The sequence below is a fragment of the Vibrio paucivorans genome (genome assembly GCF_054053395.1).
On record NZ_CM133230.1, the window covers coordinates 40283 to 60223 of the forward strand.

Genomic DNA, 19941 nt, shown 5'->3' on the forward strand with positions numbered 1-19941 from the left:
GAATTTTCATTGTTACTCAGCGAAGTATCCTTCTTATGTAAACATGTAAAACGTGTTAGTAAACCTAAGTCATGAGGCAGAGCAACAGGGAACAGGCTCAATTGACGCTGGCACAGAATGGGGCATTTCTGAGCTAGAAGTAGCCCCGTGAAGGTTATGGACATTTCCGAGTTACGTGCGATCACACTTAGGCACCAACAAGTAGTTGGAACAATACAGTAACCACATGACTTGTAGTACATTAGTGGCATATGCACTTGTATGCTTTTGAGGGGAATTCTTATGTACATCAAAAAGGTAACGATCAAAAACTACCGCAGCTTCCGCTTTTTCGAAGCACAGCTTCAGCAGCTAACAGTTGTCATTGGTGAAAACGATACTGGTAAGACGAACTTTTTCACCGCACTTTCGTTACCGTTAAGCGGCAACCAAATAGACTTCAACCAGAAGCGATTGAGTGTCTCAGACATTAACAAAGATGCCGTGATTGATTTTCTAAAGTCTGTTGTCGATGATGACACTGAAGAGAATCAGCTTACAAAGATCCCTAAAGTATCCGTAACCGTAGAGTTCGCAGATCCGAAAGATGCTTATGAAACAGCTCTGTTGGCTAAGTGGATTGTTGCTGATGGAGGCGAAGAAACATACAAAATTAGATACGACTTTAAGCCTAAAGACGACAAAGACTTGCTTGAGGTTGTAAAGAAATCGCTCGCTGGTAAGACTTTAGATGATATTAACTGGTTTACTCTACCCGTTGAGCTTTATGACTACCAAGTCGTATCTGTGAACAACGAAAAGCCTATCGCATACAGTGACTTAAAACACGTCAGTATCCATAGTATCAATGCAGAGCGAGATGACTTCTCAGAAAGCAGTTCAATGAAGTCCAATAGCATTTTCACCAAGCTGCTTATGAACACTCTCAACGATGACGACAAAGGTCAGATCAATACAGCCTACTCTGAGTTCTTTAGTGCTATTGAAAAGACTGAAACATTCGACAAAGTCATTGGAGCTAGTGACGATTTTGAGAATTACGACAGTATTATCAAACAGCTTGAGTGCACTCCTAACCTGCCTAATTTGAAGAACATCTTATCGAACATCACTTTGAAATACGGTAATGAATTTCTGTACCAAAAAGGCTTAGGGCAACGAAATCTTATCTACATACTCATCCTGTTTGCTTACTACAAGTCATGTGGTGATACATTCAACTTGTGCTGTATAGAAGAACCAGAAGCACACTTGAGCGTTAACAACCTTCGTTTAGTAAGAGACTTCATTGAGAAAAGCTCAAGCAACAGCGGCTCGCTTGTACAAACTATCATTTCGACCCATAACCCATCGATCATCAACAAGTTGAAGCTTTCTAATGTGTTGGCGTTTACTGGCGAGAAAGCAATTAGTCTGTCTGATACTCCAACTAAGCTAGTTGACTACCTAAGAAAGAGACCTAACTTCGACATCTTAAAGCTGCTGTTTGCGAACAAAGTAATTCTCGTAGAGGGGCCGACTGAAGAAATGCTAATCAGCACTTATCTGTCTAAACAACCAGCCCTCAACGACATCGATATTATTCCAATTGGTCAACGTGGTTACGCCACTTTCTTAGATATATGGCTAGCCTTGAACAAAGATAACCAGAATAAGAAAATTGGTGTTGTCCGTGATTATGACAATTCAGATGCGGCTAAAGCCAAACATGATGCCTATGACACAGCGCATGCGAATGTCACTGTAAGAACAACAACAAACTACACACTTGAAATTGATTTAGTAGAAGCAGAAGACAACCTAGCTTTACTAAATGATTTATTCGAAATGGAAGGCGACCTCGACGCAGTATCCAAGCACATGATTAATGGTAAGACAGCAAGAATGCTTGATGTATGTGATGCGATGGTTGATGAAGAGAATCCACTGGATATCAAGTTACCAGCTCACATCGCTGAGGTCATCGAGGAGGTATCATGATAGAAGTACAGATTGCTGGTGCAGGTGCTGGGAAAACTTATGGCTTAGCAAAGACTTTGATAGAGCACATCGAAGCTTGTACTAGTCACAAAAAGACATTTGCACTGACGTACACAAACTCTGCAACAGCGAAGATAGAGCAAGAGATAATCAAACAACATGGCTTTATTCCGTCGAATCTCTGTATACAGACCGTACATAGCTTCTTGTTAAACGAAATCATCTACCCATTCTCGTCATTCACTCTCGGAGATGTGTATAACGACGCATCAATAATGATGCTACCGAGCGATGCTAGATTCAAAAACTGGCACTTAAAACGATTAAAAGATAAGAACGTCATTCATGCCGAGAGCGTATACAACATCGCTAAACAAATTGTTGATGAAACCATCAGCAAGCACAATAACAGAGCGAAGAAAGCAAAAGTCCGCAGACTATTGGCTATTCTAGGAAGCTGCTTTGACAAGATATTCATCGATGAAGTCCAAGACTTAGACAAAGATGCACTCCGTTTTTTCGAAGTTCTAGGGTGCAACGATATTGATGTGTATATGATCGGAGATCCAAAACAAGCCATCAAGTTTCCCCAAGATCTTGATGCTTTCGTTCGAAAAGTAGCTCCAAAAGAATACGCGACCATACTACCGATCAACAATCAAACCAGACGAGTACCCACAGAGATACTAGCGGTCTCAAACAGCTTCTGTTATGAAGGTCAACAACAAGAGTCACTATCAGAAATGGTTGGTGAACTCATGTACATTGAATCGACGGACGGACGATATGACGAGCTACTAACGAACTACTTAGATACAAAACAACTTGTTTGTATCGACAAAAAGAATGGTCGCTATACAACTTCGTCTAAACACAAACACGCATTCCCACGAGAGATCGAGGAAATGATTCGTGATTCTAACCACAAGAAAGACAAAGCTTTGTTTGTTAAAGCAGCTTTTTCTGACTTTATGGACGATGTCGCCGAAGTCGGTGCAAGAATTGCTATCAATAGGCTAAAAGCCAGTCATGGCTTGACACTTAGTAAACAACACTTAGCCCAATTACTTGAGCTGTGCAATTCTTGTACGGGAAATGACGTTCAATTCAAAGTCCAAAGTATCGAATCTATCAAGGGATTGGATGCTGATGTGTGTGTAATCATACTTAGCTCTAATACCCTAAAATACTTGACCCAAAATGCTATTAGCGAAGCAAACCGATTTAATAAAGAATGGAAAAAGGTCTATGTCGCTCTTACTCGTGCCAAGAAGAGGTTGGTATTGGCTTTAGATCACGAGTTACTCGCTAAAGAAGATATGGCGGCTGTTAGGGACTCCATTGGTGAACTGGGATTCGTTACTCATAACTAGTATGCATCTGTACACAAACACCGATGGAGTCTAGTAGAAGACTGACTCAAAAAATGTGTGATATCTAGCGACCCTGTAAATAATTTTTTTGCCCCTGATTGTAACTCGCTTTGGGGCACATTTGAGTTAGCAAGTCTCATAGTAAAATTCAGGCTATGGATAATTCTGTTTTATAGCATTTACTACATTAGCAGTTATGAACTGAATTTCCTTTATCTAATTCTGCTACTCAATTATCATACTTAATCGACTGATTTGTTTAAAATTTACGTTATTATTGCTAGCTTGGAAGGTAAGTGGTTTGAAGGTAATCATCAAAATTCTTGCGGCGTTGGTCTCTGTTCTCGGTGTCTTATCCGCGTTCAAGACTCTTATTCCAGAAGATATTACATACTCGCAAATTGTTGAGAGTACAGTATTCATTTCTGGATGGGGGGTAAGTTTTATACTCTGTTTAGTATTGATATACCAAGAGGTTCGACACAGAGATGAGAAGCAAGCTCAAGATCAACGCCATACTGAACGACAAGATGTGATCAATGACTTACTCAATGAAAGATCAAGTGATAAAGAGTATCTTCAAAGTGAGCTTTCAAAGTCCAACATTAGTCTCAATCATCTAACTTCAGGGCTAGATAGATTCGAACGTCCAATACCAAGAACCCGAAGAAGCGAGGATCAAGATGAATTTTAGCCAGTATAAGTACATACCAACTCTGAGAACTCGCGCTTCTGAATTGCTAGGTGTTGAGAAACTGGGTGATTCTACCAAAGAAAAAATCCTACCGTTCGTATGTTTATCGAAAGCTAGTCGTGTTGCTACTGCTTCAGGCGCATTTGAAAAATGGCAAAGCGTCTTTGATAAGCCAGCGATACTAGGCTTTTCCGATAGTAAAAGACTACAGGTCGAGGACTATGAGCAACTATTGTCATCGGATAATGGTTTTAATGAATGGGCGAGCTTCTTCGAAAATGCTAAGAAAGTGAACGACCTACTAATTCCATCCCTAATTCTAAATAAGAATGTGGGAAAGAGAGACTTTGTAAAGCAATTACAAAGATTTGAGAGTGAATTTGGTAAAGTTGTACTTAGAGTTAACCCTTTGCACCGCCGTGAGATTGCAGCGGCAATGACTGCTGCTTCTGTAATCGGCTCTACCGACAATATTTTATTTATTCTAGATGCGGGCCAAATTTCTAGAGAGCATCAAAAAGCGACTCTCGACGCAACGATTCATGGTCTAAATGAGCTACGTTTAATCGACCCTAGTATCGAAGTAGTAACCACAAGCTCTAGCTTCCCTCGAATGTTCCAATCATATACCCAAGACCGCGAAGGTAAGTATGGCGAGATTCCTATGCTCGAGTGGGAAAACTATCACGCACTTGGCGGACAGAATATTGCAATTTATGGTGACTATGCTGGTATACATGGAGAGTTTTATGAAGGTAGTTATGCTAAATTTGTTGCACGAGTGGACTATCCTACACCCGCAACATGGATTTTTGAGCGCAGAAGGCAAGTTAAGGGGGATGATGTTCCCCGTGATAAACTTTATGGTAGAGCAGCTAGGGCAATTCTTACCAGTGAGAGCTGGGATGACTCTTTAGATGTTTGGGGATCGCAAATCATTAAAGATGCAGCTAACAATCAGCTAGAAAGATTTGGAACACCAGCAAAATGGATTTCTGTCCGTTTAAACTTACACATTGAAAGAATCACTCGCTTTCTAGATGCGGGGATTTCTATGCCGCAAGTATCTACAGACAATGGTGATTGGGACAATGATGACTTCGATTGGTAATTTAGGAAGTTACGATAAAAGTAATAAATTGTGTTAACCTCAAGAATATAGCCTAGCAAGCTACATTATGTAGCTTGCTTAACGACTCTGGGAATTACTTTAATTGGCGTTGAAGTAACAAAACCAAACCGATTCATACTTTCTGATATATCAACGCCAGTCTCACTAACGGCTTTAGAAGCATCTCCACTGATTTCCCATACTTCATCACGAATTTGAGTGGTTCTAATCTCAATAGACTCAGCATGAAGCTTCTGTGGGCTCAGGTATGTTAAATCTGATACCTCAGTAACATCATGTTTGTTTACCAAAAAGGATTCGCAGGTCGGGCGGTACTTGTTTTTTAAGTAATCTAAAACTAGGTTGCGCCAATATGATTTTGGTAGCCGACTCAACTTTTCACTCAACATGCTTCTAGTTTCACTAAATTGGCATGCTAGGTTTTTACTTTTGAGTGAGCTAACTAAATGTCTCTTATCGACGAAAGATAAAAAGTTGCTGGCAGTGTCTACTTTTTCAGTTCTGCCTCGACGTTTAACCTTTAGAGATACATCGCCGTGAGTGTCCGTAGCAAGCTCTAGCACTTCCACGACACTTGGTAACATATCAATTGCCTTTTCCGTAAACTTGGGTGAACAGACTAAAGTAACTTTATCAAAAAACGCTAAGTAAGTTTCAATCTGTCCTTTCAGGCGAATTAGGCTGTCAGCATCACTTTTGATCTCAAACGCGTGAAGTTTACCATTAGCGACGACTAGGTCGGCGCGTCTATTGAAATTGTCTACAGGCAACTCATTGATTAGAACAGCATCTTGGTTTAGATGACCCTTACTAATCAACCAGTCAATCGTAGCAACCTTATAGTCAGCTTCTTTCATAACGTCACACATAAAAACACAAAACAGGACTTACTCAAATTCAAACTGATGCCTTTTATCATTTACCCTGATTAATTACAATAGAGTAGGTTGATACATATGTCGATCCTTCAAGGCTAGCTTTGAGAGCTCAACATTAAGGTTCCAGTCCCATATTTCTCAACGGTTCTGTTCTAATTTCTCTCTGATCATTCTTCATGTAAAGCTCCCAAGCTAAGGATTTATGCCTCTTTCCAATCAATGGTTAGGTAAAATGGCTGGATAGCTAGAAAACGAGGGAAAAGTAATCTTGCCATATCAGTTTCTTAGCTTTAAATTGACGCTGAGAGCCTCGGGTATCCCTGCTTTTTCTTGAAGTTGCTATTTATTGTCTGGCCAGAAGTAATTGTATCGAATTGAACTTGGCTTAATTGCAAAGCAGACCACCGAGGACATACGATAAGTCTAGGTGCTTTCCCTCCCATATGCATTGGTGATTAAACACCCGACGCTGCACACAGAGTGTATTGAATGACAAACCTTCTGTAGCTGTTTACATAGCCATAGGCATTGCCTGTGGCTTTGTCGTATCTGGAACTAAAAAACTGGTTCAACAGGCTTACACACAAATTAATCTATTGATAGTTTCTTATGCTCTAAAAACGTTTAGGGGCGAAGGTGAGTTTGCTGTGAACTTTTTTGGACACCTCTGGACTCGAAACAAACAGGGCGTCCACATATGGTAAAAAAATGACATCCAACCACTAGTATTGCCTGTCTTTGTGTTTCCCAAAAGCTTGAATTAGTAGGTAGGAGTAATAACCGTAAATTTAATAAAATTTACGGTTGAATCAGGTGATTGGTTGTTAACGCTGGTATTTTTTCTTCAGCTTTTTTAGCTCTTCTGGATTGTTTTTCTCTAGCTCTTTTTCATATTCATCCATATGTTTCGAGAGCCAAATGTGAACATTTTCCGAATAGAGAGCAAAAGCACCAATAGCTAAACTCAATGCGAATATTATACTTAGAAACAACATCCTAGCCCTCTCATGTGTTGTGCCGACGCGCTAGTTCGTACTAGCTAACAACCCTATCAATTAATCAGTTGTAACTGTTTTTCATGAACCATTTTCGTTTATAATATATACAGCAATACGATACTTGGATTCGGGAGCAACTAGCAAGCCTCGACACATTCCCGTGTTAAAATAATCTAATTACGCCTATTGTGTAAGTGTAGTTAGGTTCGGAGGTACTTTAATGTTCAGTGCTGCTTATGAAATGCTTGGATGTGAAAAGCGTAACGCTCAGAGCGTAATCGATAGTCTAAAAATTATTCGTCAAGGGCTTCCTGTTGAAACAATGGATAGAGGAATGTTAACTCTCGGTCTGACTAAGACAGATTATGCGAAAATTATTGGCGTTAATCTGCGTACTCTCCAGAGAAAAATGAAAGAGCCGAGCGCAACCCTAAGCCCAACTGCCAGTGAACATGCTCTTATGCTTGCCGATATGGTCAAAGAAGCAGATGAGTATTTTGGTGATCGTGATGCGACATTACACTGGTTAAATAAACCCAGTTTAGTGTTTGAAAACGAAACACCACTTTCACTCTGTGACACAAAAATCGGTATCATTCTGGTGACAGAAGAGATCAATAAGTTGAAGTACGGATACACGGCTTAAATGGAAACCTACCGATGGTCACAAAGCAACTTTTCTGACATAGCAGGGAAAGTTGGTATGTTTGGTTCTGCGATATAGGTTCTTATACACATATGATTGGGTACAAGCGTGTTAGTTCCAGCCCATGTAGCGTATCTCTGCCTTGCAAAGTAGGCTTCATCCGGAAAGAGATGGCCAATGGCTCAACATATCAACCTGATTTTTTGAGATAAAAGCATCTCAAGAAAAATCACCATACCTGATACGATTTAATGCTTCTAAAACGCGTTTTAAATCACCTTTAAGCAAAACTTCTAGCGGAGTTAGACCAGATAGCGCTGGAATTGCGGAAGTTAACCATTCTGCTCCCAAACCAGAGCCCTCAAACACATCTTCCATTTGCTCTTTTAAAGTAGGATGTTGTGAAAGAATGTACTCTATAGACTTCGACTGGGTACCATCCTCAAGTTCAACTTTGCGTAAAGTCCATGAGCCATCGTTATTGTCGAGCCATTCGATTTGATCGCCTTCTTCCCATTGCAATTCTTCTTGAAGTATTTCTGGAATGTTGAAGAAAGCTTCACCATCACAGGTCTTCTTAATTTTAACTTTCATTGCTGCTTAGAACCTTATTCTATTCACATGGTGATTTTATGACACGCTTACTCCAGTTTAGCAAAAACAGATTGCAACTAATTGGAACGAACATGCAACTTGCACAATTATGGGCTAGAGTTTGTCCAATAGGCTGTTGCCCAATTGGATTGCAACCAAGAACATTCCTTCTTTCTTATCTAAAAGTGAGCAGACTCTAAAAAGGTTTGGGGAATAACTGTTTTAGCTGGCAGTTTCGCTTTCTATCTGAATTCTGTGATTGAGTCAGTTGTTGTATCTAATGAGTAAATGAATATTTATTCATGAGGAGGAGCTAGATGAATACGTCAGATTGAATGGATAACATAGCTACTTGCTCGACTAAATAGAAAAATGAATGACCTATCGTTCCGCTAGCATCTGAAGCGATGCGCTCCACTAACTCGGACAACACTCACAACATTCAAAGCCTCAAATTGACAATATTTATTACTTAAACTTGATATTAGGAAAATGCCTGAGTTTGAGCGCAAAGTGTTGGATTCACTCCGTGAGCCTTTGGAGTCCGGGGAAATTATCATTTCGCGAGTACAGGGCAAAACTCGTTTTCCTGCTCGGTTTCAGCTTGTGGGCGCACTCAACCCTAGCCCGACAGGGTATTACGAAGGCAATCAGTCTCGAATCAATCCCCAAGCTATATTGCGTTATCTCGGCAGGTTATCGGGGCCATTGCTGGATCGTTTTGACATGTCGATAGAAATCCCGTCATTACCGAAAGGGACATTGGCTCAAGGAGGCGATAGGGGAGAGCCTACTCAAGTGGTCAAGCATAGAGTTGAGTGCGCAAGAAATATCATGTGGCAGCGCGGTGGCATGAGCAATGCGTTGCTAGGTAGCCGAGAAATAGAAGCTTACTGTCCACTGCAAAAGGAAGACGCCGAGTTTTTGGAGAATGCGCTACATAGGTTGGGCTTATCTATTCGGGCTTACCATCGAATAATTAAGGTAGCGCGTACCATTGCAGATTTGGAAGGCTGCGAACAGATTGCGAGGCCGCATTTAGCTGAAGCGCTAGGCTACCGAGCCATGGATAGACTGCTTAAGCAACTTACCGCTCAAGCCGTATAATCATGAAGCTGCTAAGTTGTTGATGGGCTCGCTTAGTAAGGGGGCTAACAATCTTTAACGTCGACGACTGAGTAACTCTTTCTTTCTCCATTGACCCAAGTGTAGGTGACTATCTTACATAGCTCATCGGCTCTAATTGTGCCGACTGAAGTGACTAGGTAGTCTTCTTCTTTGATGACCTCGGTTGTTAATTCATAACTATCGTTGTTGACGGCAGTTAACTGGTCTACCATGCTTATCCATCCTTCTTTATCTGCAAGATGGGAGAGGGCCATGGCTGAGTCGGTTCTCATCTGACTGTTTTTTTCCTGCATACTCGAAAAGAGGTAGTAGCCAACAGCAGCTAAGAATAGTAGGCAGCCTAAGGTGATTTTATTGCTCATGCTCAAACGTTTTTCCAATTAAAAAGCCGCCTTATTATGAGGCGGCTTCTTTATCCTTTCTAACGTTAACTGAATCAATGTGTAACCAAGCGTTAGTGAGAGCAATAGAACTAGAACTTGTAGTTAATACCGAGAGACATGAAGTACTCGGTTTCATCGTAGAAAGTGATATTAGAATCGCTGCTGCTGTAGCCCGCTAGCGAGATCAGCGACCAATTTTCCCAGTTCATCAACTTATCGTATTCATAAACCGCAAATAAACCGAGCTTATCGTCGGAACGTATTTGGTTTCCAAACAAGGAGTTTTCACCTTCGTAATCCGACACTGTATATGAGCCTGTGAGACCAAACGTATGCTTGTTAAGGAAAGTGAAATAGCTTAACTCAAATGCATACGAGTCATAAGAATTGGCGTTGCCATCCGCTTCGTGTTTGATGTACTTGAGCGCCGGTAGGACGAAGCTAGTTCGGCTGAGCATCTGGCGATATTGTGCTTTGAGGTAATAGCTTTTTCCATTGCGAGCCAGCTCGGTGCCGACCAGTTCGTCGTTTTCTACATCTTTCGTCCCGTAGGCAAAGTCTAGGGTAAACGGTGAGCCTGCAATTCGATCTAGAGTGAGGCGATACGCATTGCCGTCTTCATCGGTTTCTTGGCGAGCGGTATTCAGTTCATAAGGGTTAGTCCAACTCTTCGCTGCCATTACTGTTGGTAAGTAAGCGACATCGATAATTGTCCCACCAGGGATCTGATATTTGTAACCAAATTGAAAGGCCAAAGTACCGACCGCGATATCTTCACGGGTGGTACCCATATACAATTGCTGCTGTTGTTGGCTGCCGAAGGTGTAGGCCAGATTACCTAATGGGCCGACAAAACTGCCACTTTCTGAGCTGCCACTTTGATCGAGTGAAGTGATGGTCGCCTCGCCTTCAGTATTGAAGTTAGAGTCACTGGATGTGTAGCCCGCGTTGAGTGAAATTTCGCCGCTGATACCGGCGGGCCCAGGTGCTGCGTAGGAAGGAATGGCAACAGCACTTAAAAGGGCAATAGAGAGAGACTTGTTCATTGAAATTCCTTTTAATTATCAAACATAAATAGACTGAATGTTTCAATAATGTCGATTACAACACATTAAAACTAATCTGACCATTTTGTGAATGATTCCATTGTGAGAATACAATTGTATAATTACACACTGTTTTATTGTCGGCAGCACTTTATGCTTGCTTAACAGGATCTTAGTCACTTTATATTAGCTATTCTGATGTTGGCCACTATGTTTGCGTATTTATTGCTCGTACTTAATGTTTCCCTAGTTATTGCGAACTCAGCAATTTGCTCCATTCTGATCTGTATTATTGCGTTGTTTAAGTTTGTGTTGCCAACACAAAGCTCGAAAGCGGCGGGCACGGCATTAGCAAATAAAGTGATGTGGCTGTGGGCAACCGTCAATGCCAAAATCCTCTCGATATCCAACGACATTGATTGGGATATTCAGGGAGGAGAACAACTAAAAAAAGATGGCTGGTATTTGATGATCAGCAATCACTTAAGTTGGACTGACATTGTGGTGCTGTGTTGCGTGTTTAAAGATCGTATCCCGATGCCGAAGTTCTTTCTAAAGCAGCAACTTTTATATGTCCCGTTTATTGGTATGGCTTGTTGGGCACTTGATATGCCGTTTATGCGCCGCTACTCCCGTGAGTACTTAATTAGGAACCCACACAAGCGTGGGCAGGATCTTGAAACGACTCGCCGCTCATGTGCCAAATTCCGTCATACTCCCACAACGGTGGTTAACTATGTAGAAGGCACGCGCTTTACATCTGAAAAGCAGCGCAAAAGTCGAGCAGGCTATCAGCACTTATTGCAGCCTAAATCTGGTGGTATTGCTTATACCTTAGCGGCCATGGGAGAGCAGTTCGATAATATTGTTGATGTCACTCTGGCTTACCCAGAGAATACGGAAAAACCGTTTAAAGATGCTCTTATGGGCCGTATGAGAAAGATTGTGGTGAGAACTAAAGTGCTGCCAGTCGATGAGCAAGTGCAAGGTGATTACTTTAATGATAAGCCTTATAAGCGTCAGTTCCAGCAATGGCTAGGGGAACTTTGGCAAGACAAAGACCAAGTGCTAAAAGATATTCATAAATAAAAAAGGGAGCCAAATGGCTCCCTTTTTTATTGCAGTGTTTATTTCTTAGTGAGCAGGTAGTTAACCAGCTCAAAGTACTCATCCAGAGTTTTGATCGACTGAGACTGAACTAAGTAACGGTTGTTTACAACAACGGCCGGTACACCAGACAAACCGCTATCTTTAAACTGTTTGTCGAAACGACGAACCATAGAATCTACCGCAAAGCCATTGAAAGCCGCGTCGAACTTCTTACCATCGATACCTTCATCAACAAAGATTTGGCGTAGCTCTGCATCATCTTTTGGTGCTTTACGCATATTGTGAATGCGGTTAAACATTACAGGCACCATCTTGTCTTCCACTTTCATAGCAACCATAGTTGCGTAGGCTTTGCTCATTGAAAGTCCCATGTTGCCACCCATGAAAGAAACGTGATTCTTTTGTAGTTTAGCACCTTCAGGTAGTTGGTCTTTCAACTGCTGAATGATCGGCTCAAACGTATTACAGTGTGGGCAGTAGAACGAGAAAAACTCGGTTACAACAGGCTTTTTAGAGGCTTCTAGGTCCAACACTTTGTAGTGTTCGCCTTGTTTAAATTGAGCTGCGTGAGCAGACAGGCTCAGCATGAGAGTTGCAACAAGTGCAAACAGCTTTTTCATTTTTTACTCCATTGTACTTTTTAGGCAAAACAGCCTGTTACCACTGAGGCATTAAAGAAAGAGGTGCTTCCTCTAACGCCGCAATTTGTTCTTTAAAGGCTAAAACTTGGCTTTCCCAGTATTTTGGATCATCGAACCATGGAAAAGCGATAGGAAAAGCAGGATCTTGCCACCTTTTTGCTAGCCATGCCATATAGTGCACCATTCGTAGACCGCGCAATGGCTCGATTAGTTTCAACTGGTTGGAATTAAAGTCGCAAAACTCTTGGTAGGCTTCCAAAATTACATCGAGCTGCATCAGCTTATCTTGGCGTTCGCCGTTTAACAGCATCCACAAATCTTGAATTGCTGGGCCATTACGTGAGTCATCCAAATCAACAAACATCGGCCCATCTCGCCATAGAATATTACCAGGGTGGCAGTCACCATGTAGGCGAATAGGAGTCGCACTGTTATCCCAGTGTTGTTCTAGTTGACCGATCAATAAATCGAGGTCATTGAAGAACGCATTCTCAAGATGCATTGGGATAAACTGAGAATTCTCTAAGATTTTTCTAGGTTGATGTAAGTACTCATCCAAACCTATGGTAGGACGATGAGCAAAGGGTTGTCGGCTACCTACTTTATGAATCCGGCCTAAAAAGCGGCCAACACCTTCAAGCTGGTCGATGTTATCGACTTCAAATTGTCGTCCACCCACACTGGCAAACAGAGCGAACAAATATCCCTGATATTGATGCAGTGTTGCGCCGTTGATCTGGCAAGGTGGAGCAACGGGGATATCTGACTCAATCAGTTCAAGAGTGAACTGATGTTCCTCAATAATCTGTTGTTGGCTCCAACGCTCTGGACGATAGAACTTCACTACGTAGCGTTGACGCTCTTCGTCTGTAAATTGGTAGACGCGGTTTTCGTAGCTATTAAGTGGAAGAAAACCAGACTCAGCACGAATTCCGATGCTTTCTAAGGCGTACCACATAAAGTCGGGTGTCAGTGCATCAAAATTAAAGGCTTGGTTAGTCATAGGTTTGGCTCGTTGAGTGGCGATGGAGGCGGTTCTCATCGCGTGAGTAATTGCTTATATGATTACACAGTTTTGCCGTTCGAGCCTAATCACAGTGAGCTTATGTTGTTGCTAGAAAATAAAAAGGCTCATTGCTGAGCCTTTAGGAAGGTATTAGTGAAAACTAGAGCTTTTTGATAAAACGGCTCTCTACTTCGATAGAGAAATCTTCACTGTCGGAAAGGACAAATTGAATGGTTGTCACTGGCGAACTGAGTTCATCAGGGTTAGCACCTAAACTCATTGGTAAGTTCACCACTTCACCCGGCTGTACGGTGACGGTTTGTCGACCATACCAAGACACATCACTGAAGCCTTTCACATCCAAGCGATATTCCTGTACCTGCTGGGTTTTATTGATCACTTTCAGCGTGTAGGTGTTTTCGATCTCACCGGAACTGTTGGTTCTAAACAATTGATTGCGGTCACGGATAACGCTGAGGCCTGCGGGGTCAACGCTGACAATCTGGACAAAGAACAAGCCAATCATTAATAGTAAAACCGCACCATAACCCAGCAATTTCGGGCGCATGACTTTGGTATTGTGGCCAGATAAACGGTGTTCTGTGGTGTAGTTGATTAAGCCTTTCTCATAGCCCATGCGATCCATGGTTTTGTTACAAGCATCAATACATGCACCGCAGTTAATACACTCATATTGTAGGCCGTCACGGATATCGATACCTGTTGGACATACCTGAACACACAAATCACAGTCGATACAGTCACCTAAACCGAGTGCTTTCGGATCGGCTTTACGCGAGCGAGGGCCTCGGCTTTCACCACGCTTGGCATCATAGCCAACGATAAAGGTGTCTTTATCGAACATGGCTGATTGGAAACGAGCATATGGGCACATGTGGACACAGACAATTGAGCGCATCCAGCCTGCGTTTGCGTAGGTACAACCAGCAAAGAACAGTACCCAAAACGCCACCCAGAAACTGGTGTTAAAGGTGAAGAAGTCAATCACGAGCTCTCGAACTGGAACAAAGTACCCAACAAAGGTCATGCCGGTTGCAAGCGCAATGGCCCACCACGCGAGGTGCTTCGCGGTTTTTCGCATTGCGAGGTTAGCGGTCATTTTGCCAGAGTCTTGTTTACGACGTTTGTTTGCTGCTCCCTCTAGTTTTTCTTCAAACCAGATATACATGAAAGTCCAGACCGTTTGCGGGCATAAATAACCACACCACACCCGGCCTAAAAAGGTTGTGAGGAAAAACAAGCCGAACGCGGCGATCATGAATAGCAGCGCTAGCAAAGTGAGATCTTGCGGGTAGAGGGTTGTACCAAAGAAATTAAACTGCTGATTGCCGATGTCGAGCAAGATAGCTTGTCGTTCACCGTAAGGAATCCAAGGGATTAAGGCAAATAACAGCAGCAGAAACCAGCCACCATACCGGCGCAGTTTCTGGAATGTACCTTTACTTTCCCGAACGTAAATACGATTGCTTGGGTTAAAGCGATCGTCATTTCCTTTATGGGTTTTGGGGTTAAAGGTTTTAGGAGTCACATCTTTGATATCGATCTTATCCTGACTCATGAAGTTTTCCTTTTTAGGCTTAACGGCACAATTTCTTTGATTGTGCTCTATGACATTGCTCAAAGAGATTTTATCAACGCTGTTGATACAAGAGTTGATAAGGCCTCTCTAATACTTTAGAAGATTCTTATGGACGGCGATTATATACGCAATAACATTTTTATTTCTTTAACGTTATCAACCTTTAACAACAAAGATCAGTACAGTTTTATAAATAAATAGCCTAACAGTTCAGGCTTTCATGATGTGTAGGTATAAAAAAAGCGACATGACGTCGCTTTAGTATTCTGAGTGGCTTAGTCGATCAAGCCACGAGCACGCAAGATTGCGGTTTTAAAATCGTCTTCTTGGTCTTTTTTAAGACCCGGAATCATTTCATCTTTTTCGCTGTTACGCATTTTAAGATGGTAGATCAGCACATCGTCAGTGAGATCTTCCAATTTGCCTTCATAGCCAGCTTCTTGGCTCAGTTTGATGATGAACTGAAGTAGGTTTAAATCTTGGTCTTTTTGCCATTCTGGCTCAAGTAGCTCAAGTAGCTCTTCAATACGGTGACACTTCACGGACTTTCTCCACAATATTTATAATGATTTGTTGGTAAAGGTATCAAATTGCAGAAATGAAGGTAAGAAAAAAGCGCAGTGATACTGCGCTTTTTAATTAGGCTGCTTTGACAACTTTTGCAGGAGCTTCAGCCATAAGAGCTGTTTTCTCTACAAGAGTCATCGCAGGAGCGATTTTTTTTGCAACCGGTGCAGTAACAAAACCACTGCGACGGCGCATCGCACTACGATTAGTGTGCGAGAACCTGACTGCTGTTGGGCGCATTAATTTACCTAACTGTCAGGCATATCCATTGCCAATGTAATGGCCTGTTCAACTATGAGTTGAGCTTCAACAATCTGAAGGGTGGCTCTTCTGGCTTTCGCCAATCCAAATAATTGAGCAGGAATAATGATATGCATGCATATCACAAAGTAGATTATCACCATCTGATAAATTGATCGATAGATGAACAATAAATACACAAAATATTAATGGTTTTAATTCATTATGAGAAAGGTATGAAAAGCAGCGTAGTGTGCGCTCTGGGTATAAAATTGTGTGAGTAGGGTAATTGAGTTCATAGTGACTTCAGGATTACTATGGCTGTCTACCAAGGAGGTGTGTATGTCGTTTTTTAAGAAAACCCTCGCGAGTTTTGGTATTGGCTCTGCACAGGTTGATTCCGTTCTACAGCAAGAAGTGCTGTACCCAGGTCAAAGCGTTGACGTCACCATCCATGTATATGGTGGCTCCAGTGATCAAGATATCGACAACATCGACTTAAAGCTTTGCTGCCGCTATGTTGAAGAGGTTCCTGTCGATCGCGATAGGGGGCAACATCGTCCTGGTGAGCGAATGCGTAAGGTGAATCAAAGCTATACATTGGCTAAGTGGAGCTTACCTTATGCGTTTACTATCAAAGCAGGGGAGACCCGCGACTTCAGTATTAGTTTAGATGTGCCTTGGAATACTCCGATCACGGTTGGAGACGCCAAAGTTTGGCTCGAAACTGGGCTCGACATTTCAATGGCCATAGACCCTACAGACAAAGATATTCTCACGGTTCGACCTGACCCATTGATGGATGGCATTTTCACTGCCCTCGAAGAGCAAGGTTTGCGTATCAGGCAAGTGGAATGTGAAGCGGTAAAAGGATTTGATTTACCGTTTGTACAGGAATTTGAGTTTGTGCCAACCACAGGCCCGTATCATGGTCGTTGGCGTGAGTTGGAAGTTGTTGCTTACCGTACCGACGAAGTACTTAAGCTATGGTTTGAGATAGATCGTAATCGCAGCGGCGCTAAAGGGTTGTTGGCAACTTTCCTCGGTACCGGCCAGCTCAAAAGGCAGTTGGATATTCCATTGCATACTCCGGCGGAGGAAGCGGGCCAGCAGGTGCTCGAGTATCTGGAGAGTACTTCTTAACCAAAACTTAATGTATTTGAGCTTACACCTGTACGCTTAATGTGTCATACTGCGCTTGTTGGAATAAATACTCTAGCTCGAACAGGTGCACTATGACGCAATCCACTCAAGCCAGTTATGGTTTAAAAGAAGAGATCGCCAATGCGGTGACCCATGGCCTTGGAATGGTATTTGGCATTGTTGGTTTGGTGTTTCTGTTGCTAAAAGCCAATGAATATCATGCAGATACTATGACCATCGCGAGCATGAGCATTTATGGCGGCAGTATGATCTTGCTGTTTCTCGCTTCAACCCTCTACCACTCTATCCCTTACCAAAGAGCAAAACGTTGGCTCAAAACCCTCGATCATTGCGCGATTTATTTATTAATTGCGGGCAGCTATACCCCATTTTTGTTGGTGAGTTTGAGAACACCACTTGCGATTGGTTTGATGGCTGTCATTTGGGGTATCGCGTTAGTCGGAATCATCATGAAATTGGCGTTTGTGTACCGCTTTAAACGTTTTTCATTGTTTACCTATCTTGCGATGGGGTGGCTGTCCTTAGTGGTGATCTATCAATTGGCGATCAACTTAGATGTGGGGGGATTGGTCTTGCTGGCTGCCGGTGGAATCATTTACTCATTAGGCGTGATTTTCTACGTTGCTAAGCGCATTCCCTACAATCACGCCATTTGGCATCTATTCGTATTAGCGGGATGCGCATGCCACTTCTTTGCTATCTACCTCTACGTTCACCCGGTGCCTGCTGTCTCTTAGTTTAGCGGGTGCTGACTTGGCTGATATGCGCTGACACTTGGTATTGTTTGTGTTCATCCAGATCGAGTTGGATGGTTTTACCTTGCTCTGCTTGTTGAGGGCGTAAGTAGGTGTCTGCCATGCGCTTTATTGACTTCCAAATGTCGACACTCTCGCTGAACAACACTTTGCCGGTAGTATCAGACACTGTGATATCGACCGTAACAAGTATCACTGATTGAGAGCTCTGGTTAGTGAGTGAGGTTGGAATAACTAACTCGCCATCTTGATATTGAGCTGAGCCTAATAGAACGTCAACTCCAGAATCAGATAACTGCATGGTTGGTTTTTTGCTACCGACAGTAACTAACGTACCTACTTTTTGAGTGACGACTGGGATTGCCACGACCGCTGGTTCAACGGCTTGTTTTACTTCAGATTGGTCAGTTGCCGGTTCAGGTACATACTGCCAGGTGAAGTCGTCGTTAAGTTGTACTTGTCTGCCATCTTCTAGCGTTACTTGTTCTGCGGCGTAGGTTGACGATGTTGCCAGTAGGCAAGCAAATGCGATTCCATTTTTCATAAGTATTTTCCTTGTTAACGGCGCCAGAATGCAGGGAAGAAGAGCACTAATAGCGTCAATATTTCTAATCGTCCCATTAGCATACCCAAGCTCAGCAACCACTTAGCGGCATCTGGTAGTGGAGCAAAGTTACCGGTTGGACCGATGACGCTGCCCATACCTGGGCCGACGTTTGCTACCGCTGTAATTGAACCCGAAATGCTGGTAATTGGATCAAGGCCCATCGCACTTAAGCAGCCAGCAATAAAAATGATGGTGATAAAGAACATCAAGCCAAATGCTACAACAGAGCGAACGATGTCATCATTCACAGGCCTTTGATTGTAGCGCTGGACAAACACACCTGAAGGGTGGATGAGCTTCATCATCTGCTTATGTAGAAGCGTCATGGCTATTTGGAAGCGGAATACCTTAATTCCACCTGAGGTTGAGCCTGAACAAGCTCCTGCCATCATAAGGAAGGCAAATAGCGTGGTAGGTAAGGCGCCCCAAGCGGTGAAATCTTCTAAACCAAAACCAGTGGTTGTCACGACGGATACGATATTAAACATAGAGACACGCAGCGCATCGAGTATCGGGTAACCATCACGAATATTCAGCCACAACGCAACGACAATACTCGAACCTAAGAACAGGTAAGTGAAGCCTCTAACTTGGGCATCGTTATACAGTGCCGCTGGTTTTTTCTTACGTAGTGCGGTGACAAACAACAAGAAAGGTAAACCACCTAAGAACATAAATAGTGTGCCCACCCAGTGAGCGCCTTTAGAGAAGTGATTCATTGAGCTATCGGAGGTGGAATAGCCGCCGGTAGACAAGGTGGTGAAAGAGTGGTTGATCGCTTCGAACAGGCTCATACCAGTGAGTAGGTACCCCAGTAAACATAGCCCCGTTAACACCAAGTACACGACGACGATGTTCTTCGCGACGGTTTTGGCTCGTGGGCTGCTTTTGTCGGACCAGTCTGATGACTCGGTTTGGAACAGCTTCATACCACCCACATTGAGCATCGGCAGCACCGCAACCGCCATAACGATGAATCCTACGCCACCAAGCCATTGTAAGATGGAGCGCCACAACAAAATGCTTGGTGCCATATTATCGAGCCCACTTAATACCGTAGAGCCCGTCGTGGTGATACCGGACATGGTTTCAAAGTAAGCGTCGGTGAAGCTGATGTGATTGATGAACACAAATGGCAAAGCAGCAAAAGCACTGGCAATCGTCCACACTAAGCTGGTGATCAAGAACATATCACGTACGCTAAGGCGGAATTTATCAGTGCGCCCTAAGCTTAGGCAGGCAAAAGCTGCAAGGTGAGTGATCAGCACCGCTTGGCCAAATTCAAGAAAACCATCGGTACCAGATACGAACGCCACTAAGGTTGGGACGTACATAAATAGGGCTAGTTTGGATAGCACTAACCCTATAACAAATAGAACGGGGCGTAGATTGACCATAA

At 42.8% G+C, this 19941-nt stretch carries 20 protein-coding genes and 1 pseudogene; 9 read left to right on the top strand and 12 right to left on the bottom strand.

Going from position 1 to position 19941, the window contains the following annotated elements:
- Positions 1 to 282 precede the first annotated feature (282 nt).
- The 4 genes from ACXABW_RS00155 to ACXABW_RS00170 all read left to right on the top strand — a co-directional run bounded on the left by ACXABW_RS00155 (position 283) and on the right by ACXABW_RS00170 (position 5158).
- Positions 283 to 1980 (top strand): ATP-dependent nuclease, encoded by a 1698-nt coding sequence (locus ACXABW_RS00155; protein WP_457523402.1) that lies wholly within the window; start codon positions 283 to 285, stop codon positions 1978 to 1980.
- A complete protein-coding gene (locus ACXABW_RS00160) occupies positions 1977 to 3353 on the top strand; it encodes a UvrD-helicase domain-containing protein (RefSeq protein WP_457523404.1) in 1377 nt (458 codons plus the stop codon). The genes ACXABW_RS00155 and ACXABW_RS00160 overlap by 4 nt, the downstream gene beginning before the upstream one ends.
- A gap of 301 nt (positions 3354 to 3654) precedes the next feature.
- Complete coding sequence (locus ACXABW_RS00165; protein WP_457523406.1) at positions 3655 to 4047, top strand: hypothetical protein; 393 nt, start codon at positions 3655 to 3657, stop codon at positions 4045 to 4047.
- The gene (locus ACXABW_RS00170; protein WP_457523408.1) at positions 4037 to 5158 is read left to right on the top strand and encodes a beta family protein; all 1122 of its coding nucleotides are present in this window, start codon (positions 4037 to 4039) and stop codon (positions 5156 to 5158) included. The genes ACXABW_RS00165 and ACXABW_RS00170 overlap by 11 nt, the downstream gene beginning before the upstream one ends.
- 65 nt (positions 5159 to 5223) lie before the next feature.
- Here the strand turns inward: ACXABW_RS00170 and ACXABW_RS00175 are convergent, their stop codons facing one another.
- Together ACXABW_RS00175 and ACXABW_RS00180 are read right to left on the bottom strand one after the other, a co-directional pair.
- Positions 5224 to 6036 (bottom strand): sce7726 family protein, encoded by an 813-nt coding sequence (locus tag ACXABW_RS00175; RefSeq protein ID WP_199449553.1) that lies wholly within the window; start codon positions 6034 to 6036, stop codon positions 5224 to 5226.
- Positions 6037 to 6881: 845 nt separating this feature from the next.
- Positions 6882 to 7052: a hypothetical protein gene (locus tag ACXABW_RS00180; RefSeq protein WP_457523410.1), complete on the bottom strand. Its 171-nt coding sequence runs from the start codon at positions 7050 to 7052 to the stop codon at positions 6882 to 6884.
- A 223-nt stretch (positions 7053 to 7275) separates the two neighbouring features.
- Here ACXABW_RS00180 and parS point away from each other — a divergent pair, with 223 nt between their 5' ends.
- Complete coding sequence (gene parS / locus ACXABW_RS00185; protein WP_168524494.1) at positions 7276 to 7701, top strand: type II RES/Xre toxin-antitoxin system antitoxin; 426 nt, start codon at positions 7276 to 7278, stop codon at positions 7699 to 7701.
- A 219-nt stretch (positions 7702 to 7920) separates the two neighbouring features.
- Here the strand turns inward: parS and ACXABW_RS00190 are convergent, their stop codons facing one another.
- The gene (locus ACXABW_RS00190; RefSeq protein WP_457523412.1) at positions 7921 to 8295 is read right to left on the bottom strand and encodes an MbcA/ParS/Xre antitoxin family protein; all 375 of its coding nucleotides are present in this window, start codon (positions 8293 to 8295) and stop codon (positions 7921 to 7923) included.
- 468 nt (positions 8296 to 8763) lie between these two features.
- Here ACXABW_RS00190 and ACXABW_RS00195 point away from each other — a divergent pair.
- Positions 8764 to 9402 (top strand): annotated as a pseudogene (locus ACXABW_RS00195) (magnesium chelatase subunit ChlI family protein); the annotation flags it as partial.
- A 44-nt stretch (positions 9403 to 9446) separates the two neighbouring features.
- Here ACXABW_RS00195 and ACXABW_RS00200 read toward each other — a convergent pair.
- Positions 9447 to 9785 carry a hypothetical protein gene (locus ACXABW_RS00200; protein ID WP_457523414.1) on the bottom strand — a complete coding sequence of 113 codons (339 nt, stop codon included), beginning with the start codon at positions 9783 to 9785 and terminating at the stop codon, positions 9447 to 9449.
- Between the two features lie 110 nt (positions 9786 to 9895).
- Positions 9896 to 10852 (bottom strand): DUF2860 domain-containing protein, encoded by a 957-nt coding sequence (locus ACXABW_RS00205; protein ID WP_457523415.1) that lies wholly within the window; start codon positions 10850 to 10852, stop codon positions 9896 to 9898.
- Between the two features lie 210 nt (positions 10853 to 11062).
- Between ACXABW_RS00205 and ACXABW_RS00210 the strand changes: the two genes are divergently transcribed.
- Positions 11063 to 11941, top strand: coding sequence for an acyltransferase (locus ACXABW_RS00210; protein WP_457523416.1), 879 nt, complete (start codon positions 11063 to 11065; stop codon positions 11939 to 11941).
- Positions 11942 to 11979: 38 nt separating this feature from the next.
- Here ACXABW_RS00210 and ACXABW_RS00215 read toward each other — a convergent pair whose 3' ends face one another.
- From ACXABW_RS00215 to ACXABW_RS00235, 5 genes are all read right to left on the bottom strand, one after another.
- Positions 11980 to 12582 carry a thiol:disulfide interchange protein DsbA/DsbL gene (locus ACXABW_RS00215; RefSeq protein WP_457523417.1) on the bottom strand — a complete coding sequence of 201 codons (603 nt, stop codon included), beginning with the start codon at positions 12580 to 12582 and terminating at the stop codon, positions 11980 to 11982.
- Positions 12583 to 12619: 37 nt separating this feature from the next.
- On the bottom strand, positions 12620 to 13606 hold the full coding sequence (locus ACXABW_RS00220) for a serine/threonine protein kinase (RefSeq protein WP_265687081.1): 987 nt from the start codon (positions 13604 to 13606) through the stop codon (positions 12620 to 12622).
- Between the two features lie 163 nt (positions 13607 to 13769).
- Positions 13770 to 15188, bottom strand: a complete 1419-nt coding sequence (ccoG, locus tag ACXABW_RS00225; protein ID WP_252028922.1) for a cytochrome c oxidase accessory protein CcoG — start codon at positions 15186 to 15188, stop codon at positions 13770 to 13772.
- A 296-nt stretch (positions 15189 to 15484) separates the two neighbouring features.
- Entirely contained in the window at positions 15485 to 15751 is a 267-nt protein-coding gene (locus ACXABW_RS00230; protein WP_457523419.1) for a YihD family protein, read from the bottom strand.
- Positions 15752 to 15848: 97 nt separating this feature from the next.
- Positions 15849 to 16016 carry a hypothetical protein gene (locus tag ACXABW_RS00235; RefSeq protein ID WP_252028924.1) on the bottom strand — a complete coding sequence of 56 codons (168 nt, stop codon included), beginning with the start codon at positions 16014 to 16016 and terminating at the stop codon, positions 15849 to 15851.
- Between the two features lie 342 nt (positions 16017 to 16358).
- Between ACXABW_RS00235 and ACXABW_RS00240 the strand changes: the two genes are divergently transcribed.
- Both ACXABW_RS00240 and trhA read left to right on the top strand, forming a co-directional pair.
- Complete coding sequence (locus tag ACXABW_RS00240; RefSeq protein ID WP_457523420.1) at positions 16359 to 17159, top strand: sporulation protein; 801 nt, start codon at positions 16359 to 16361, stop codon at positions 17157 to 17159.
- A 92-nt stretch (positions 17160 to 17251) separates the two neighbouring features.
- The gene (gene trhA / locus ACXABW_RS00245) at positions 17252 to 17917 is read left to right on the top strand and encodes a PAQR family membrane homeostasis protein TrhA (RefSeq protein ID WP_457523422.1); all 666 of its coding nucleotides are present in this window, start codon (positions 17252 to 17254) and stop codon (positions 17915 to 17917) included.
- 1 nt (position 17918) lies between these two features.
- Here trhA and ACXABW_RS00250 read toward each other — a convergent pair whose 3' ends face one another.
- Both ACXABW_RS00250 and ACXABW_RS00255 read right to left on the bottom strand, forming a co-directional pair.
- A complete protein-coding gene (locus tag ACXABW_RS00250; protein WP_252028927.1) occupies positions 17919 to 18479 on the bottom strand; it encodes a DUF3157 family protein in 561 nt (186 codons plus the stop codon).
- Positions 18480 to 18493: 14 nt separating this feature from the next.
- The gene (locus ACXABW_RS00255; protein WP_252028928.1) at positions 18494 to 19939 is read right to left on the bottom strand and encodes a TrkH family potassium uptake protein; all 1446 of its coding nucleotides are present in this window, start codon (positions 19937 to 19939) and stop codon (positions 18494 to 18496) included.
- Between the last annotated feature and the right edge of the window lie 2 nt (positions 19940 to 19941).

Bases quoted from the DNA above. Each gene is read 5' to 3' on its own strand.
- ACXABW_RS00155 (WP_457523402.1), top strand. From the start codon at position 283: ATGTACATCAAAAAGGTAACGATCAAAAACTACCGCAGCTTCCGCTTT.
- ACXABW_RS00160 (WP_457523404.1), top strand. From the start codon at position 1,977: ATGATAGAAGTACAGATTGCTGGTGCAGGTGCTGGGAAAACTTATGGC.
- ACXABW_RS00170 (WP_457523408.1), top strand. From the start codon at position 4,037: ATGAATTTTAGCCAGTATAAGTACATACCAACTCTGAGAACTCGCGCT.
- ACXABW_RS00175 (WP_199449553.1), bottom strand. From the start codon at position 6,036: ATGAAAGAAGCTGACTATAAGGTTGCTACGATTGACTGGTTGATTAGT.
- ACXABW_RS00180 (WP_457523410.1), bottom strand. From the start codon at position 7,052: ATGTTGTTTCTAAGTATAATATTCGCATTGAGTTTAGCTATTGGTGCT.
- parS (WP_168524494.1), top strand. From the start codon at position 7,276: ATGTTCAGTGCTGCTTATGAAATGCTTGGATGTGAAAAGCGTAACGCT.
- ACXABW_RS00190 (WP_457523412.1), bottom strand. From the start codon at position 8,295: ATGAAAGTTAAAATTAAGAAGACCTGTGATGGTGAAGCTTTCTTCAAC.
- ACXABW_RS00200 (WP_457523414.1), bottom strand. From the start codon at position 9,785: ATGAGCAATAAAATCACCTTAGGCTGCCTACTATTCTTAGCTGCTGTT.
- ACXABW_RS00205 (WP_457523415.1), bottom strand. From the start codon at position 10,852: ATGAACAAGTCTCTCTCTATTGCCCTTTTAAGTGCTGTTGCCATTCCT.
- ACXABW_RS00210 (WP_457523416.1), top strand. From the start codon at position 11,063: ATGTTTGCGTATTTATTGCTCGTACTTAATGTTTCCCTAGTTATTGCG.
- ACXABW_RS00215 (WP_457523417.1), bottom strand. From the start codon at position 12,582: ATGAAAAAGCTGTTTGCACTTGTTGCAACTCTCATGCTGAGCCTGTCT.
- ACXABW_RS00220 (WP_265687081.1), bottom strand. From the start codon at position 13,606: ATGACTAACCAAGCCTTTAATTTTGATGCACTGACACCCGACTTTATG.
- ccoG (WP_252028922.1), bottom strand. From the start codon at position 15,188: ATGAGTCAGGATAAGATCGATATCAAAGATGTGACTCCTAAAACCTTT.
- ACXABW_RS00235 (WP_252028924.1), bottom strand. From the start codon at position 16,016: ATGCGCCCAACAGCAGTCAGGTTCTCGCACACTAATCGTAGTGCGATG.
- ACXABW_RS00240 (WP_457523420.1), top strand. From the start codon at position 16,359: ATGTCGTTTTTTAAGAAAACCCTCGCGAGTTTTGGTATTGGCTCTGCA.
- trhA (WP_457523422.1), top strand. From the start codon at position 17,252: ATGACGCAATCCACTCAAGCCAGTTATGGTTTAAAAGAAGAGATCGCC.
- ACXABW_RS00250 (WP_252028927.1), bottom strand. From the start codon at position 18,479: ATGAAAAATGGAATCGCATTTGCTTGCCTACTGGCAACATCGTCAACC.
- ACXABW_RS00255 (WP_252028928.1), bottom strand. From the start codon at position 19,939: ATGGTCAATCTACGCCCCGTTCTATTTGTTATAGGGTTAGTGCTATCC.